The 17380-nt window shown below is 49.3% G+C and carries 13 protein-coding genes and 2 pseudogenes; 8 read left to right on the forward strand and 7 right to left on the reverse strand.

Features of this window, described 5'->3' with window-relative positions; all coding sequences use genetic code 11:
* The coding region (locus FDX22_RS30865) for a hypothetical protein (RefSeq protein WP_255432804.1) at positions 1-123 on the forward strand (123 nt) is incomplete at its 5' end.
* A 173-nt stretch (positions 124-296) separates the two neighbouring features.
* Here FDX22_RS30865 and FDX22_RS03700 read toward each other — a convergent pair.
* Positions 297-701, reverse strand: a complete 405-nt coding sequence (locus tag FDX22_RS03700; RefSeq protein WP_117342950.1) for a DUF1398 family protein — start codon at positions 699-701, stop codon at positions 297-299.
* 326 nt (positions 702-1027) lie between these two features.
* Here FDX22_RS03700 and FDX22_RS30870 point away from each other — a divergent pair.
* Positions 1028-1123: pseudogene (locus FDX22_RS30870) on the forward strand (terminase); the annotation flags it as partial.
* A gap of 77 nt (positions 1124-1200) precedes the next feature.
* On the opposite strand, the gene FDX22_RS03715 reads toward FDX22_RS30870, so the two are convergent.
* The 3 genes from FDX22_RS03715 to FDX22_RS03725 all read right to left on the reverse strand — a co-directional run bounded on the left by FDX22_RS03715 (position 1201) and on the right by FDX22_RS03725 (position 5921).
* Entirely contained in the window at positions 1201-4188 is a 2988-nt protein-coding gene (locus FDX22_RS03715) for an autotransporter outer membrane beta-barrel domain-containing protein (protein ID WP_146716717.1), read from the reverse strand.
* Positions 4181-5401 carry an autotransporter strand-loop-strand O-heptosyltransferase gene (locus FDX22_RS03720; protein ID WP_146716718.1) on the reverse strand — a complete coding sequence of 407 codons (1221 nt, stop codon included), beginning with the start codon at positions 5399-5401 and terminating at the stop codon, positions 4181-4183. Before FDX22_RS03720 ends, FDX22_RS03715 begins: the two co-directional genes overlap by 8 nt.
* A gap of 199 nt (positions 5402-5600) precedes the next feature.
* Complete coding sequence (locus tag FDX22_RS03725; RefSeq protein WP_255432727.1) at positions 5601-5921, reverse strand: adhesin biosynthesis transcription regulatory family protein; 321 nt, start codon at positions 5919-5921, stop codon at positions 5601-5603.
* 658 nt (positions 5922-6579) lie between these two features.
* Here FDX22_RS03725 and FDX22_RS30415 point away from each other — a divergent pair.
* A pseudogene (locus tag FDX22_RS30415) lies at positions 6580-6741 on the forward strand (NADP-dependent isocitrate dehydrogenase); the annotation flags it as partial.
* 164 nt (positions 6742-6905) lie between these two features.
* Here FDX22_RS30415 and FDX22_RS03735 read toward each other — a convergent pair.
* The 3 genes from FDX22_RS03735 to FDX22_RS03745 all read right to left on the reverse strand — a co-directional run bounded on the left by FDX22_RS03735 (position 6906) and on the right by FDX22_RS03745 (position 12162).
* The gene (locus FDX22_RS03735) at positions 6906-8486 is read right to left on the reverse strand and encodes a phosphoethanolamine transferase (RefSeq protein ID WP_146716721.1); all 1581 of its coding nucleotides are present in this window, start codon (positions 8484-8486) and stop codon (positions 6906-6908) included.
* A 461-nt stretch (positions 8487-8947) separates the two neighbouring features.
* A complete protein-coding gene (gene yibB, locus FDX22_RS03740; RefSeq protein WP_135912173.1) occupies positions 8948-9805 on the reverse strand; it encodes a protein YibB in 858 nt (285 codons plus the stop codon).
* A gap of 269 nt (positions 9806-10074) precedes the next feature.
* Positions 10075-12162 carry a TonB-dependent receptor gene (locus FDX22_RS03745; RefSeq protein WP_146716722.1) on the reverse strand — a complete coding sequence of 696 codons (2088 nt, stop codon included), beginning with the start codon at positions 12160-12162 and terminating at the stop codon, positions 10075-10077.
* A 435-nt stretch (positions 12163-12597) separates the two neighbouring features.
* Here FDX22_RS03745 and FDX22_RS03750 point away from each other — a divergent pair, with 435 nt between their 5' ends.
* The 5 genes from FDX22_RS03750 to FDX22_RS03770 are packed head-to-tail and all read left to right on the forward strand — an operon-like array spanning position 12598 to position 17322.
* Positions 12598-14184 carry an ABC transporter substrate-binding protein gene (locus FDX22_RS03750; RefSeq protein ID WP_146716723.1) on the forward strand — a complete coding sequence of 529 codons (1587 nt, stop codon included), beginning with the start codon at positions 12598-12600 and terminating at the stop codon, positions 14182-14184.
* Positions 14184-15158: an ABC transporter permease gene (locus tag FDX22_RS03755; RefSeq protein WP_096759416.1), complete on the forward strand. Its 975-nt coding sequence runs from the start codon at positions 14184-14186 to the stop codon at positions 15156-15158. The genes FDX22_RS03750 and FDX22_RS03755 overlap by 1 nt, the downstream gene beginning before the upstream one ends.
* Entirely contained in the window at positions 15148-15960 is an 813-nt protein-coding gene (locus tag FDX22_RS03760; RefSeq protein WP_115258713.1) for an ABC transporter permease, read from the forward strand. The genes FDX22_RS03755 and FDX22_RS03760 overlap by 11 nt, the downstream gene beginning before the upstream one ends.
* Positions 15954-16748 (forward strand): ATP-binding cassette domain-containing protein, encoded by a 795-nt coding sequence (locus tag FDX22_RS03765; RefSeq protein WP_146716724.1) that lies wholly within the window; start codon positions 15954-15956, stop codon positions 16746-16748. The genes FDX22_RS03760 and FDX22_RS03765 overlap by 7 nt, the downstream gene beginning before the upstream one ends.
* Complete coding sequence (locus FDX22_RS03770) at positions 16732-17322, forward strand: ATP-binding cassette domain-containing protein (RefSeq protein WP_135912170.1); 591 nt, start codon at positions 16732-16734, stop codon at positions 17320-17322. Before FDX22_RS03765 ends, FDX22_RS03770 begins: the two co-directional genes overlap by 17 nt.
* Positions 17323-17380 lie beyond the last annotated feature (58 nt).

A 17380-nucleotide genomic window follows, 5' to 3' on the forward strand; every position in this document is an offset into this window, starting at 1 on the left:
GTTAAAGGTATGAGCGGTGCGATCAACGCGAAAACCGTAACCTATGACTTCGAACGTCTGATGGACGGCGCTAAGCTGCTGAAATGTTCTGAGTTTGGTGACGCGATCATCGAAAACATGTAATCCACATTCTGGGTTGTATGAGAACGGGGGCCGATTGGCTCCCGTTTTTTTATACCTGTAAAATTCCTTCCCCAAAACTCTCGCCAAAACGTTTCCCCAAAACCAGGTTTGGCACTTATGTCAGCTTATCCGGTGCCAGGGGGGAAGAAACCGGACTGTTAGTTTAATTATCATTATATTAATGGATTGTTGTTCTCGACATCTTCCATGTATAAAAGTGTATCGTCGACAGAGTAGTAATACCGTTTGTTATCATTGACATCAGTAACCCATCGGAAAACGCCAGCACTAACAAGTGTTGTAATATATTCCCGAAATGTGGATTCCCCGGAAATATGTGTCTGGGCTGCTTTTTTTACTTGTTCAGGGTCCTTGGTTGTACTGACTTTTAATAAATCTCTTTTCCCTCTTATTAATATTACTTCATCATTCGCTGTAACAGCTCTGATGTTATCAGTAGCCAGGTAGTAAATATAATGAGCAATATTCTGGCGTTTTAGTTCAGAGTAAAACCACGAAAAATTATGTTCCTTTCTCACTTGCTCAAACATCTTTTCAAGAACAGTAACCTGATCCATCAGGGTTATAACCTATTGTTAGTTATGAGAGCGTGTAGTGTGCACGATCAGTTTTGTCGCTTCAATCTGGTCAGATCTCTTGGTGTGGTGCGGATAGCGAGGTCATGGGACGATTAAGGGTTCTCCCAGTAGGGGGGCCTTGCTACGGGGCGGGTGCGGCGCGTAGCAAGGCTGGTTTTTGCATTTTCATCGGCCATCACTGTTAGTATAATTTATTGATATTTAATGAGATAAATTTCATAGTGTCGAATATGTGCGCTTTGTTCATCACTGACGCCGTTTTTAAAAGGTGCTTGCAGGATGCAAGTTTTTTCCTCGGGTGAACTATGGATTGTGAACTAAAAAACTTACAACTAAATGTTAGCCAACTGGCCACATTGTCTGATGTGCATCGTCAGACCATTGCGGCGTGCATTAAAAATGACCGGCACCGCTCATTGCGTGAATATTCAGTAGTAGGGGAGACAGCCACAGATGTGGCTGTCGTTTCCATCCTTGGTTAGAAGTTGATGCGGAAACCTACGCTACCGGTTACCGGAGACTCGATATTCTCTCCTTTCTGGTAGTTTGCCTCAGCCCACACCCCTGCGTTTGGTGTCAACTGGGCACTCACCCCGACACCGTATTTACCTGTCGTGCCTGAGATATCGTTGGTAAAGTCATAGCGGTTGTTGATCTGCACCTTGTTGTTGTCCGAAAACTCGTGGCTGACCGCAGCCTTGAGGTACGGTTTGACTGTTTTTCCGGCAACGTCAAGATTCATACCCAGATTCACACCGGTCTCGGCCTGCAAAGACTTGGTTGCCCCGATGCTGGCTGTCATGCCGTTATTCAGGTTGATATCCTTCTCATCTGCCCGGAACGCCGTTGTCCGCACGTATGGCTGCGCCCATGTATTCTCATTCAGGTTGAAGGTCTTACCAGCTTCGAGACTGCCGCCAAAACCATTCTGGCTGTAATCTCCCTTCACCGCCGAGCCGTCACTCATCCAGGTGCGCAGCTCATTACTAAAGCGGTTGAATTTGATAACCCCGTCCACGTAGTAGCCGTCATTATCAAACCAGGTTGCGTACAAACCACCGCCTGTGCTGTCGATAGTACTTTTTCCACCACGGGCATGCTTAATGCTGTTGTCGGTGTAAGAGAAGAAAGCACCCACAGCTAAGTGGCTGTCACCCAGCTCAAAGACCTTGTCGCCACCAGTTTCGAAACCGTTCTGGGTCAGAGAATAGCCCGAGCTGGCCCCGCCGCTGATGCGGTTATCTGACCCTGTATAACGGCCCCATACTCCTCCTGGTGCACGGGTGTTCTGCATCACGTCACCGTGACGGAAACGCAGATTCTGCAGTTCGCTGTTGAAGACGTATGCCGGTGCTGTCGCCATGCCCAGTACCGCGTCGGCAGATTTTGTTGTGCGATGTGCAGGAGACGGCACACCTGCATCCGGGTTACCTGCATCCGGGGTGGTCGGCGGAGTAACCGGAGGTGGGGTGTCAGTCTTCAGATACCAGTTGGTATTTTCCTTGCTCAGGCTGTATTCCCAGGTACCAGCATCGACTTTCCCGCCTTTCAGGGTAAACGCGGCGTCACCGCCACCGGTCTGCACCACCTGAAGCGGCGCACCAGCGGATACTGGCTCCCGGCCGGTATTTTTGATATCCAGCACAAAGTTACCACTGGCGTTGCCCGCGACATTCAGCATATCTCCGGTATGCGACGCGATATCAGTGTTCATCCGGAATGTCCCGCTACCCGACAGGCTCCCGAGCGACAGCGAAACCGCCTGGAAGGCTGGCGTCAGACGTGTGGTTGTTGACGGACGGAAATCAACGGTCCCGTTATCCAGCGTTAATGCGCCGACAGTGGAGTCACCATCGAGATGCCAGACAGATGCACCTTTAATCGCCATGTCACCTGCGCCGGTGCTGTCTCCTGCAACGTTCCCCGTCAGGATAGTCCCGTTATCCAGAGTCAGGGTGGTGCCTGATTGTGTCGTCACATTGGCTTTAGCCTGAAGGGCATCCATCGTCATGGCACCGCCACTCTTAAGGACAATCCCACCGTCCTGAGACAACAGACCGCTGAAGCGGGTGTTTCCTCCTTCCTGTGTCAGGGTACCGGTCCCCGTCAAGGTACCTGCAAAGGCTGCAGCACTGTTGTTGAGGTAATACAGGTTGCCTTCATTTGTGACTACGTCACCGACCAGCGTCCCTTTATCAGTCAGGGTGGTGGTGCCGTAGAGCACACCGCCGCTGCGAATATCCAGCGTCCCGTTGCTGCCAACAGTTGTATCGCTGGCCTGATGACCGCTAAATACTGTCAGATAGCCTTCGTTCTCCAGCAGCATATTGGCTGCACTGCCGCCCGCGATACTGAAATTGCCATTATGGTTGGTACCACTCAGGACTGCACTGGTATTGGTGACGACAGCACCGCCACTGTTCTGGGTAACCTTAGAGGCTGAACCACCGGCCTCCACCTGCAGCATGCCGCCGCTTGTAATGGTCGTTTCTGTGACATTTCCATCGATGTAAACATGCTGACGTCCACCGCTGTAAACGGTTGTGTTAGTGGCGCTGCCACCACTGGAGACGTACTGGCGTCCGCCGTTGTAAATAGAGGTGCCCGTGGCACTTCCGCCGTAGAGATACACCCTCCCACCGGAATTAATTGTAGTGTTAGTGGCACTGCCGCCGCTGGAGACAAACTGGCGTCCAGTATCGTTAATCACGGTGTCTGTGGCACTGCCATCGCTTGAAACATACTGGATCCCGCCGCTGTTGATGGTGGTACTAGTGGCACTGCCGCCGCTGGAGACAAACTGGCGTCCAGTATCGTTAATCACGGTGTCCGTGGCACTTCCGCCGTAGATAAACTGCCCCCCACCGGAATTAATTGTAGCGTTAGTGGCACTGCCGCCGGTACTGACAATCTGTTGCCCACCGGAATTAATTGTAGTGTTAGTGGCACTACCACCGCTGGAGACAAACTGACGCCCAGTATTGTTAAGCACGGTGTCCGTGGCACTGCCGCCGTCACGGACATACTGGCGACCACCGCTATTAACAGAAGTCGCCTTGGCGATGCCGCCACTGGAGACAAACTGTCGCCCACCGTTTTCGACCGAGGCGTTCAATGCATTAGCACCGTTGTAGACATACTGGTCTCCACCGCTGTTAATTATGGTGTTCATGGCACTGCCGCCGCTGGAAACAAGCTGAACCCCGCCGTAGTTAATGGTGGTATTTGTTGCCGTATCATTAGCATTCAAAACCATGGATGAGTTTGCTCCGCCACTCTCCAGCGTCTGATTGTCGTAGGTCGCCGCCAGCACGGGCTGTGACGGCATAAGCAGGCCCGCAATCAGCCCTGCCAGCGCGGTTCGCTTGATTTGACGGGGGCGTCGGCCCCCTCTACGGGTCAGTTCTGAGGTTACGACCCACGTTCCTGTGGATTCATTCCAGACAGTGTTATAAACCTTATTCATTGCTTACTCCTTTTTTCAGGGTGGCCTCAACACCCTGTTCAGTTAAAGAACGGTGAAGTTTGTTGATGACGCCTTTGACCTGGGCGCCGGTTATCAGTCGGGTACATTCAAATTGCCGGTCGGTGTTTTTATGTCTCGGGCACCACAGAAAATCGTGGTGGTCAAAATTCAGCGATGTATCGTCCCAGCATCCGTAGCAGCCATGGGGGTTAAATACCCGCCACGGGGTATAAAATTCGCTGTTCGGGAGGCTGAAGCCACTTATCAGCACCACCGGAATACGGGCAGCCCATGCCAGCCATGACAGGCCGCTTGGCAGGCCAATGAAAAAGCTGGCATGGCGCAGCAGGTTCACCCGTTCCTGAAGGGGGAGCTTACCGGTAAAGTCTTCGGCTCCCCAGGGAATGTGATTCCAGACAAAACCCTGGCCATAATGGGCATCCCGGTCAATGCACAGCACCCGGTAACCCAGTGATTTCAGGTGTGCGACAACCTCACTCCAGCCGGTGCCGTTGTTCCAGTACTTCGCCTGACAGGTGGACTGTGTGGCGATACACACATAAGGCTCCTGGATAACTCGGGGTGCAGACAAGTCAAGCCGGACGGGGGCTTCACGCGGGTCAACGCCCAGAATGTAGCCTGCAGAACGATGGAAACCGACTTTGCGAAAATCCACGGGCTGATTATCTGTATCGCCACCAAAGTAGAGACCTACGCGGTAAGTTGCGTAAGGTGCTACCGTGCGTGGATTATCCGGCGTGGAAAACTGTATCTGCGGGTACTGAGGTGCCAGCAGGTCGATAATGTCCTGTGCCATCGTGCACTCCAGCTGGCACTTGTGCAGAGTCTGGAAGCGTTCGACATAAGGAAACCAGCCGAGCAGGTCGCCTAACGTCCCGGTGGGGAATGAAATCAGCACAGGCCGGTCTTTTAATTTCAGGGTTTCATCCAGCAGGGGAGTCTCTTCCCCCTGACGGAATACCTGAATGCGGAAGCGCACAAAATATTTCTTACTACTGGTCACCCACCCGTTATCTGCATCGCAGCAGAAAAGAATGTTATCGGAGTCGGCATCAAGCAAACGTACGTGCCATTTCCCTTCAGGAAGCAGAACACGAGCGCCATCATTAAAATCATAAAAGATATTTTCAGGTCCGGCCTGCGTTGGAATATCAGGCGGAGGGATAAAAAATGTATTCTTCAGCGTTGACATATTCCCACCTTAAAAATATATAAGCGTTGAAAAGTACAGAAATCATTAAGTATTAGTTGCGGAAAACTGACAGCAGTATCCGCAAACCTCATGCGCCCAGGATGTGTAATGATTTCAATATCGTCTACCGGTTACAAATTTGAGATGCTCTTAAAACTCACTGCATTACTCGAAAATATTGAATGGTTACGCAGGGAATTCATTCGGTCATTTCGCTTTTTGACATCTTATAATAATTAAGTAGCGCATTAACAACCTGGATGACATGCTCAAATCTGCTGATGCATACCCCAAAGTAGCCATTGCTAACACCATGTTTATCGCAACAGTGAGATCTTGGGCGATTCAATACAAAATAATCGTGCAACGCCCTGATGATTTTATCGCTGCGGATGGGTGTCAGTTCGATCAGAAACCAGAACTCATCATCAGACATATTTCCTGAAGGAAGAATATGATTCTTTTTTTCCAGGAAAGAGCCCTGCTGAGGTTGCTGGCTATGTTCTTTTATGTATTCCACCTTCGTCTCCATTAAGCATTATCTAATTCATAACAAGGACTGTCATCATTAAAAACAATACCATCCGGGAGCGGTTGGAAGTATACCAAAGTGAATTTCAAGAAAAAACAAAAACTAGTAGTGTAAAAATCTGACATAATAAATAATAGTATATTTTATGCTAATTAATGTTGGTTATTAAAAATATTATTTTGCAAAAATGTATTTTATTGGAATTATTATCTTTTTTTAACAATGTTGAATTTGTTTTGTTTTTTGAAATTAGCAACATTTCAAATATGGCTTATCTATGAAAATGGTAAACAATGTGATTGTTTGTTGAGATATCATCAGATGCTTAATTTTCTCAAGGAACAATGTTGCGTTAAACTATATAGCGTTGTATTAACTATTTTCACAATTTAACAAAGAAATCTTCAGGGGATTACCAAACCGTGCAGGGTGATAAGTACGACAATTCCAACCACGTCACTGCTTTGACTAAACGTGTTTAATTGCTGATATGAATATATACTGACCTTCAGCGATGAAGATTACTCCCCAACGACAGAGTGTGGAGGTTTAAATAACTTCATAGGAACTGCGCCACTCCTGGAGTTAACAGGAGATGAATCTATGAGTTTTTTACGTCATCATGAGTAATTTAATGAAATAATGACTGCCCCACATGGGTTGGACTGAAGCGGCTGACCTGATCGTTAAAGGTATGGACGGCGCGATTAACGCCAAGACCGTAACCTATGACTTCGAACCTCTGATGGACGGCGCTAATCTGCTGAAATGTTCAGAGTTTGGTGCCGCGATCATTGAAAATATGTAATCCAGATTCTGGGTTGTATGAGAACGGGAGCCGATGGGCTCCCTTTTTTTTATTTATGGAAGACCCCAAATAGGCTCTGTTTCTTAATCCTGCTATCTGATCAATAGACAGGACTAACCTGGAGGATATCTATTGCGGGCATGCTGATTTTTCAACGACGTGTATCAACGGACATTTCGCCATTCATACTGTTTACCCGTGGTATCCATGATGAAAATAGTTTTATCGTAATTCATTAACCAGGAACTCAGCGTATTGATTGGCGCACCCTGACGATGAATACCCAGCCACAACTCCGCAAGCGTATTAAGATCATCGGAAGACCACTGGGTACGATAATCCCCAGTGAGTTTAGTTTTTGCATCAACCAGTTGGCTGTACCAGATAAACATCGGAATATGCAGCGCCTCTTTTGGCGGTGTGACGCCACCGTGTGAATAAACGACTGCGCGCTTGGGGTCTCGGATCAGTGCATGATCGGAAAAATACATTACAGATGAGCGGGTATTTTGCAGTGCACTAAATATGTTGCCCATAAGTGTGTCAGTATAACGAATAGAGTTGTCGTAACAATCATCAGCCTGACTTTCCCCGGCTAATATAGTACTACTTTCAGGAAAACGCTCACAGGATGGTTCATGGCTGCCATAGAGATGCAGCACAATTAGTTTCTTACCGGACTTCTGTAAGGCATTTTGCAATAATGGCAGTAAGGCCTCATCATAGCCATGATCCACCCATTCTTGCTGATGGGCGTTCATGGCAATCCCGGTAATAATATTGTTATGCGCCCCCCCTTTTCCTTGACGACTATACCAATAAGTATCGTAACCAGCTTTGTTACTGATATTGATAACATTATCGCTATATTTTCGAGGATCGTGGGCGTTCACGGAATCCGCTGTCATTGCCATTGGGACAGCCATAATGGTCACCGGTGCCGGGGCAATCGCGTTTTGAAACAGCAAAAGCTGATGTTTTTGCTTGATGAGTTCAGGCGTTGTATCTCTTGGATAGCCATAGAGCCCCATATTTACCGCACGTGCAGACTCTCCAATAATAAGTACATAGTTTTCAATGCCGGTATCGGTTAAAGTAATTTTATAATCTGGTATATTGTTACCGATATCAGACATGATAGAGATATCCTGTATTGCCTGCATAAACACTTTGCCGGTACTGAGGGGAGTGGCAGACAGGACTCGTTGCATCAGGCTTTCAACATTACTTTTCCTTATTTGGTGTAGATATGCCTGGCCAACAAATGCAATGATGGTTATAGCAAGAAGAATAGGGGGATAGCGATGAAATCGATACGGTATCAGGTTTGCTCCAGTATTCGCCGCATATATAAAAAATGCTGCTAACGTGACAAACGAAAGACAATCGCGCCAGTATAACCCGAGCATCCCTTTGGCCTCACTCGGCGTAGTATCCAAAATACTTAGTGCGAAACCATAGCTAAATTCTGTTCTAAAGTTATGCCAGGCATATAATTGAATCGTAGTGTCCAATGCAACAGGGATCAAAATCACAACGGCCAGAGTATTTCTCAGTAAATTATGCTGTATGCATCGCAATGAAAACATGATCAATATAAATACTAGCGTCCGGTTGATTACCGCGTTATATTTCGCGGTTAAAATATTAACACCAAAAACTATTAGCACGGAAATAATGAGTGGGGAAACTTCAGATAGTCGCGAAACCTTTTCAGCTGTTTTAAGTCTAAGTTGGATGAACATAATTTATAATTAACTGATCCGATTTTTAAATTAGAGTAAAGCGTATGTAGCGAAATTGTCTCTAGCTTGTTCGCTCTTTTGTGTTTATTTATGCAACTGTGTACTGATGAATAAGTGATATGGCTACGACTCGTGTAGGCCTGCCTACGGCTGAGTACCCGTAACGTCAATGTAACTCGAATTATTTAGTTTTTATTCTGCTTATCCCGTTAGTTATGAAACAGAACGCATGCCTCAACGCGTTAATCTAATCACTGGCTGGCATTCAGGCGTGCGGGCACAACCACATCACTCTGATGAAAGCATTCCGTTCCTGTAAGAAATAAGCTTGGCTGATTTAATACTATACAGTTTTTGGACTGGATCAGCTAACATCATATGTATAAATGGATATTCCCCAAGATCTTCCGGCCATGTTACTGCTCGGAGCCGGTTGATTGTGTCGCAGGGACGGTGAGTTTTTATTTGCCACGAAGCAACACTTTTAGGCGTAGCAATCTGCTTTTTAGATCTTTTTTACCGTACATTTTGAACAAATAAAACCATCTGTTTTTTCCAAGGTAGTTTAGCTTTGTCAACTCCGGGTTTAAGTAATGGCACATGATGAAAATCCCTTGATCATCATCAACTATTTTATTTCTAAGGGTCTTTATTTGGCAGCGGCGTACCAGTTTATAAAACGCTTGCCATTTTTCTTGTGTCGCAACGATGGCACCGCCAATAATATAAGAGCGATTATTGATCATGTGTTCAAAAACATGATCAATGGATTTGGGGTTTAGACCACGTTTAACTGTGAATAAATTTACTTTACGTTTATCAAATGGATAATTCCATAAGGATAAACCGTTTGTGACTTCCGGGTTACGGCAATAGCCGAAATCAATCCAGGCAACCATCTCATTGTTAACAAGATTCATCTCTAACGCTTTGTTTATGAAATAAGCTTTCAGGTTACACACCAGCACGTACTCAGCGGACCAATATTCAGGGTTTATTAGCTGGCGCGTTTCAAGTCTGTTTCTGAAAGCATCATCTTTTTGGATGTCGTGAATTTTTTGCCGAATTGCAGTGAACTTAGTGTTAATGTCAAAGGTAACAACTGTGGTTTTTTTACCCGCTCTAATTTTTTCAATTGCTGGTTTAAGGTCGTAAGAGGTAAAAATGATCATTTCGTTATCCAGAGTGGATAAGTTTTTAAAATAATCAATGTAAGTTTCAGGCGTTCTCTCTAAATGTGGCGAGAAACCTTTATTGGCTGTCCAGTTACCTCGTCCAATATCAAAAAATGCTGTAACGATAGTTATCGATGAATCCATTTCCGTCAACCTGCGTACTTTGTACTTATCCAGTAGGTAATTATATAAAAATAATAAGTCTGACATTTTTAGACACAGTTTATCAGTCCCCACGCCAAACAGGAAGTTGAAATCCATACAGTAAGTGATACGCGGTGTTGATCTAAAATTCTGGTAGTTGACAGCAGTGAATATATTCTGTGATTTTACGGACTGTTTGCAGGTGCAGAGACAACATCAGAAAGAGGCCGGGCGATTCGTTATAGCCCGGCCTGTAGGTGAAAAACCAATTAGAACTGGTAGTTTAACGATACCCAGTAGTTGCGACCCGGATTGACGTATCCGGTTGTGGATTGTGCGGTCTGGAAGTAGTCGCCCGCGTAGGTGCTGCTGCGGCCAACCTGATACAGAGTGACGTCGCTAAAGTCTTTATCTAACACGTTATTTATCGCCGTATTCAGCGTCAGTTCTTTGGTCAGCTTATAGGACATGCCCATATCGAGAACGGTCCAGGCTTTTAAATTGGCCCCTTTATCATCGTACACGGCTTTTTGGACTGCACTAAGGTTGTCATAGTTTTCGGTAAAGCGTGGGGCTTTACCACGATAGCGTGCGCTTAACCAGGCATTCATATCTTCGGTTGCCTGCCAGTTCAAACGGGCGTTAGCCATATGTTTGGGGGTATAGCTCAGCGGTGCGCCTTTGTTTTCGCCATCTTTTTGTTTGCTCTGGGTATAGGTGTAGTTGAGCGATAAGCTCAGCACGTCAGACCAAAGCGGGAAGGTGCTGGCGAATTCAACGCCGTCCGTTCTCGCCTTGCCGCTGTTGGTATAGCTGTTGGTATTGTCATCGATGGAATACGAGACAATTTTATTTTTGTATTCGGTGTAGAAGCCAGTAACGTTGGCGTTCAGCCCCGCGTCGTTCTCATAGTACAACCCGGTTTCATAGCTGGTGCTTTCTTCGGGTTTAAGGTCGGGGTTGCCGACCGTATTGACGGTTCCCTGAGCAGTCACACCGCTGATGCCGTTGTGCAACTGGCTGAGTGACGGGGCTTTGTATCCGGTTGTGACGCCACCTTTCAGGGTCCATTCTTCCGATACGTCCCACACCATGTAAGCTCGTGGGCTAAGGTGTCCGCCAAAGACATCGTTATGCTCATAGCGAGTGCCTGCGGTCAACGCCAGCGAGTCGAGAATATGCCACTCATCTTCCGCGTAGGTCGCCCAGGTTTTCTGGTGGAATGTCTCACCGGTATTGGCCAGCACCACCCCATCTTTCATGCGGGCATCCCAGTATTCGCCGCCGAGAGTAAGCAGATGCGAATCACCCAATGGCGTCAGCAGGACCGAGTCCAGGATGACGTTGGTATTTTTCAATTCACGAGCGTCACCGGCCCGGCCCGCGTTTTCTGGCGTGAGTGCGGATGAGACCAGTTGGCGGCCTTTGTTCTCGGTTTCATTCCAGCCCACGGAGGATTTCCAGGTACCAAATGTTAATGCGGTATCGTGACCCAGCGTGACCTTATTACGTTCATAGCGCAGGGTTTTATCGTATCCGCCGGTGAGATTACCCAACTGCCCATCATCATTGTCGTAGCGCTGTCTGGCGGAGTCGAGATCCAGCCACAGCGTATTATTTGCGCCGGTTTTCCAGTCCAGACGGGTACCGATGTTGTAGTTTTCAGATTCCGTTGGATACGGCACGCGCGTCGATGTGGTATCGCTCAGAGAGGTGACGCTGGAGCCTTGTCGTTGTGTCGTGCTGCCGCGTACCTGCATGTCCAGCACGCCAGCAATTAGCGGGCCGCTTGACCAGAAGTTGGCTACCGTGCTGTTACCCCATTTATTGCTTTCTTGCAGGTTAACGCCGGTATTAATGGACGTGTTCCATTTGTCCGTACTTCTCTTGGTAATGATGTTAACGACACCGCCGATAGCATCTGAACCGTACAGCGTCGACATGGGACCGCGGATCACTTCAATATGATCGATGGCTGCCAGCGGAGGCATAAAACTGGTGTTCATGGCAGAGAAGCCGTTGGGCGTCACGTCACTACTGCCATTTTGACGAATACCGTCTATCAGGATCAGCGTATAGCTGGCAGGCATGCCGCGAATACTGACCTCCAGACCGCCGGTTTTACCGGTGCTGCTTTCAACATCAACCCCTTCAACGGAGCGCAGGGCTTCACCTAAGTCATTATATTTATTGGTTTGTAATTCTTGTTGAGAAATAACCGACACGCTGGCAGCCGCGTTGGTGATCTTTTTTTCGTAACCCGACGCGGTCACGACCATGACATCATCGGCGAAGGCATAAGTACCGCTGAATCCAAGGCAGGACAGAACGACAGAGGCAACAGGTTTTAAACGCATAGTCAAACTTCCTTTGTTAAAAATTCAAAGGCAGTAAGATAATTGATGAAAATGATAATACAAATAATTATCATTACAAATTTACATAACTTGTCACTCTATGTATATTTCTTGAATAAATATACATAAGTTGTCACTAATTTTAGATAGGGAGTAATGACAAAACGCGTGAGTAGTTTTTACGGTAATTATTAATATTCATTTAATATGAGATTGAATAATAGAGAAGGAGATAAAAATCACGGCAGTGAATCACTGCACGTCGAGAGGTGAGAATTCGACAGTTGTATGATGTTTTTTTGAAATCGTCATACTTTTCTGCGCTGTATCATTTTTTTAGCCAAAGTGGTCCGCCATAATCCCTTCCCCAGGAGACCTCACAACGGGTATGTGCTGTTGTGCGGTATAAAAACAACGCAAAAGCGGGATAAGGTAATGATTAACGGCAAGCTGGCACGGTTGACGTGCGCACTGACTCTGGCATTTTCGACCTCCCTTTTCGCAGCACAACCGGCGGTGGAAGGGCAAACATTGAAACTGGCAATTGGACCCGAACCCACGGAGGGATTCGACCCAATGCTAGGCTGGAGTCACGGCAGCTATTTGCTCCTGCATGCACCTTTGTTAAAACAAAATGCCGATATGAGCTGGGGAAGCCTGCTGACGGAGAAGGTGGAGACCAGCGCTGATGGGAAAACCTGGACATTAACCTTAAAACCCGATCTTAAATTCTCTGATGGCTCCCCGCTCACGGCGGAAGATGTGGTATTTACCTTCAACAAAGCCGCGAAAAGCGGTGGGAAAATCGACATGGGGAATTTCACCCATGCCCGCCTGAAAGATAATCGCACGGTAGAAATGACGCTACGCAGTCCGCAGAGTACGTTTGTGAACGTGCTGGGCTCGTTAGGCATTGTTCCGGCAAAACAATACGATGAAAAAACCTTTGCCAGAAATCCAATTGGCGCAGGCCCTTATCGGCTGGTGAGTTTTCAGCCGGGCCAACAGCTCATCGTCGAAGCGAACCCTTGGTACGCGGGTAAGAAAAATGATTTTAACCGGCTGGTGTTTGTCTTCCTGGACGAAGATAACGCTTACGCGGCCGCACGCAGTGGTCAACTGGGGCTGGTGCGTATTGCGCCATCAATGGCCGTTGCACCTCAGCAAGATAATTTGAAGCTGTGGGTTCGCAACAGCGTAGAGAACCGGGGGATCGTGTTCCCGATGGTCCCTGCGGGTAAAAAAGATGCTAACGGTTATCCGGTCGGTAACGATATAACGGCCGACGTCGCGATCAGACGGGCTATTAACTACGCCATCGATCGTAAGCAACTGGCTGAACAGGTTATGGAAGGCCACGCTATCCCGGCGTACAGCGCGGTGCAGGGACTGCCGTGGCAGGGACCATCGGTTGCGTTTAAAGATGGCGACAGTGACAAAGCGCGCGCGCTTCTGGAACAGGCTGGCTGGAAAGTTGGCCCGGATGGTGTGCGTGTAAAAGACGGCAAAGCAGCTCGTCTGACCTTATGGTATGCGAGCGGCGACAGTACGCGTCGTGATTTAGCCGAAGCGGTGCGTGCCATGCTCGAACCTGTTGGCATTGCGGTGGCCCTGCAATCCGGAAGCTGGGAAACCGTTGAGCGCCACATGCATTCGAATCCCACGCTGTTTGGTTGGGGGAGTTTAGATCCGATGGAGCTTTTCCATCACTACAGCGGGCAGGCCGCGGGCGTTGAGTATTACAACCCCGGTTATTACAGCAATCCTGCGGTTGAACAGCATCTCAAACAGGCCATTGATGCGCCGGACTGGCAAAAAGCAGTGCCTTTTTGGCAGCAGGTGGAGTGGGATGGCAAGCAGGGTGCAGGCGTTCAGGGTGACGCTGCGTGGGCATGGTTGCTGAATATCCAGCATACTTATCTGGCTAATCCGTGCATTGACCTGGGCAAAGGGGCGCCGGAAATTCACGGCAGCTGGTCCGTGCTCAACAATCTTGATGAATGGACCTGGACCTGCCGTTGATGAAGTCTGTTGTGGGTCATTTTCTGCGGCTGATCGTATTGTTGGTGCTGGTCGCTGCTGGCACCTTCATCTTGCTCAGCTTCTCGCCGGTCGATCCGATTCGTGCCTATATTGGTAACGATCTCCTGCATGTTCCGCCAGAACAGTATGCGCGTATCGCTGCACGCTGGGGGCTGGATCAGCCGCTGTGGGAGCGTTTCGGGCACTGGTTTGCACGCGTCTTACAGGGTGATCTCGGGTATTCGATGCTGTTTAATGCACCGGTCGCCAGCGTGATCAAAGAGCGTTTTGCGACCTCATTTGCTCTGCTCTGTGGCGCATGGTTGATGTCGGGGTTACTGGGTACGGCAATGGGGTTCGTTGCCGGGCGCTTCCTGAACCGTTGGCCGGATAAAATGATCTGCCGCCTCAGCTATCTGCTTTCATCGTTGCCAACCTTCTGGATAGGAATGCTGCTTCTGGCCGTGTTTGCGGTACGCTGGCCGGTGCTCCCGGTCTGCTGCGCGTGGGAGCCTGGCAACAGTGGTGATATGGCTGGCTTCACTGAGCGTCTGCGTCATCTGATTCTTCCGGTATGCGCCCTCAGTTTATTGGGGTTAGGGCAAATTACGCTGCACACTCGAGAAAGTATCGCCAGCGTGATGAAAAGCGACTTCGTTCGCTTTGCTCGCTCGCAGGGAGACAAGGGATGGTCGCTGCTGCGCCACCAGGTCCTGCGTCATGCGATAACGCCTGCGCTGTGCCTGCAATTTGCTTCGCTTGGCGAACTTTTTGGCGGCGCATTGCTGGCAGAAAAAGTCTTTGCGTATCCCGGACTGGGGCAGGCGACCATTGATGCCGGATTACGCGGCGATGTGCCGCTGCTGATGGGGATTGTCTTGTTCAGCACCGTTCTGGTGTTCATCGGCAACTCGCTCTCTTCCTGGTTAGTCCATGTGCTAAATCGCGCGGTGGAGCGTCCAGATGCTCTATAACCCAACCCCAACGTTGATTCGCCTTCTGCTGTCTGCGGGCGGTTTACTCTTCATCGCCATTTATGGCAACGCTACGCTGGATAACGCACTGAGCGTTAATCTGCTGGCCCGCCATCTGCCCCCGGATGCGCTGCACTGGTTTGGCACCGATAATCTCGGGCGTGATTTATGGGTGCGCTGCTTTCAGGGGGCGTTAACCAGCCTGCAAATTGGTATCGGCGCGGCGGTGTGTAGCGGGGTAATTGCTTTATTGATGGCGGCGGTTTCGCGTTTGCATCCGCGCATGGATGTTCTGATGCGCTTAGTCACCGACGCGATGTTGTCGATGCCGCATCTGCTGCTGCTGATTTTGATCTGCTTTACTCTCGGCGGTGGTAAAAGTGGGGTGGTGCTGGCGGTTGCGCTGACCCATTGGCCGCGTCTGGCCTTGATCCTGCGCGCGGAGGCGGAACGCGTCGCACACAGTGACTACCTGATGCTGACCCGACGGCTGGGACACGGGCATTTTTACTGCTGGCGTCATCACTACTTACCTGCGCTATTGCCACAATGGTTGACCGGGACGTTGTTGATGTTTCCGCACGCGGTGTTACATAGCGCGGCGTTAAGTTTTCTTGGTTTCGGGCTGGCGCCGCATGAGCCGTCGCTGGGTCTGTTGCTGGCGGATGCGCTGCGATTTATCAGCCACGGCAACTGGTGGCTGGTGCTGTTTCCGGGGTTAATGCTGTTCAGCCTGGTGATGTTATTTGATCAGTTTGCCCGGGCAGTACATCGTTTGTGGTTGAGAGGTGACGCATGTTGAGTTTACAGCAGGTCTCGCTGGACGTGGCGCGCTATCGTTGGTACGGCGCGAGAAAGTGGTCATCGCTACTCCAGGATATTTCTTTTGATATTGCTCCCGGTCAAATGGTGGCATTAGTCGGCGGCAGCGGGGAAGGTAAGAGTCTGCTGTTGCAGTGTCTGCTCGATCTGTTACCAGACAATCTGCGCGTTCAGGGCGCGATAACCCTCGATGGAAAAACGCTGGATCGTAATGACATCCGTGCATGTCGCGGCAATACCTTTAGTTATGTACCGCAAGGGGTTCATGCGCTTAATCCACTGCTGACCATTGAAAAGCATTTGAAAAGAGCGAGTCAACTCTCCGGTCATCCCTGGGACGCGGGGAAGGTAACACAACTTCTTGAACGGAGCCAACTGGACACCAGCGTATTAGGTGCTTTCCCGCGCCAACTGTCCGGTGGGATGGCAAAACGTGTTCTGGCGTGCCATGCGTCACTCAGTCAGGCGCGCTATATCCTTGCTGACGAAATTACCGCCTGGCTGGATGCGCCTTTGGCGAATCAACTGCTGGGGCATTTACGAGGCCTTTGCGAGCAGGGCTGCGGTGTGCTGTGGGTAACCCACGATCTCACGCTGGCTGCACGCCATGCGGACCGGATTGTTGCCCTGCATCAGGGACGGGTATCGGATAACGTGAGCCGGGAACAGCTGCTGCGTGGCGATATCAGCGAACATTTGCAGCGGCAATGGCGGGCGTTACCTGAGAGAAACCAACTATTTGGAGAGCTGAATGCTGTGCTGTCGTGATGTTGTTATACGCCAGGGCGGTAAGGTGCTGTGGCAAAACCTGACGTTCTCGCTGGCTGTTGGGGAGCGCATGGGGATTTGCGCTCCTAGCGGGACCGGGAAAACCACGTTGGGACGCGTGCTGGCTGGCTGGCAAAAACCAACCTCCGGTGAGATTTTAGTCGATGATAAACCGTTACCGGTCGGGCAATATTGCCCGGTACAACTGGTGCCGCAACATCCTGAATTGACGTTCAACCCCTGGCGAAGTACCGGTGATGCGGTGCGGGATGCCTGGCAGCCGGATGCCTCAACGCTCGCCCGTTTACATATCAATCCCGAGTGGTTAACCCGCCGACCCGGGCAGCTTTCTGGTGGTGAACTGGCGCGTATTGCGCTACTGCGCGCGCTTGATCCGCGCACGCGTTTTCTCATTGCCGATGAAATTACCGCCCAGCTTGACCCTTCTATTCAACGAGACATATGGGCGTTGCTTCTTGAAGAATGCCAGCGTCGTCCGTTAGGAATGCTCATCATTAGCCATCAGCAGGCATTGCTTGATCAGCTTTGTTCGCGAAGGTTGCCCTGGCCGTAGTCGTCCTTTCTCCGTGTGGCCGATTTATCGCTGCGGATGAATTTTGCATAACCTCGTT

It is taken from the genome of Citrobacter sp. TBCS-14, from assembly GCF_005280805.1.
Lineage (GTDB): Bacteria > Pseudomonadota > Gammaproteobacteria > Enterobacterales > Enterobacteriaceae > Citrobacter > Citrobacter gillenii.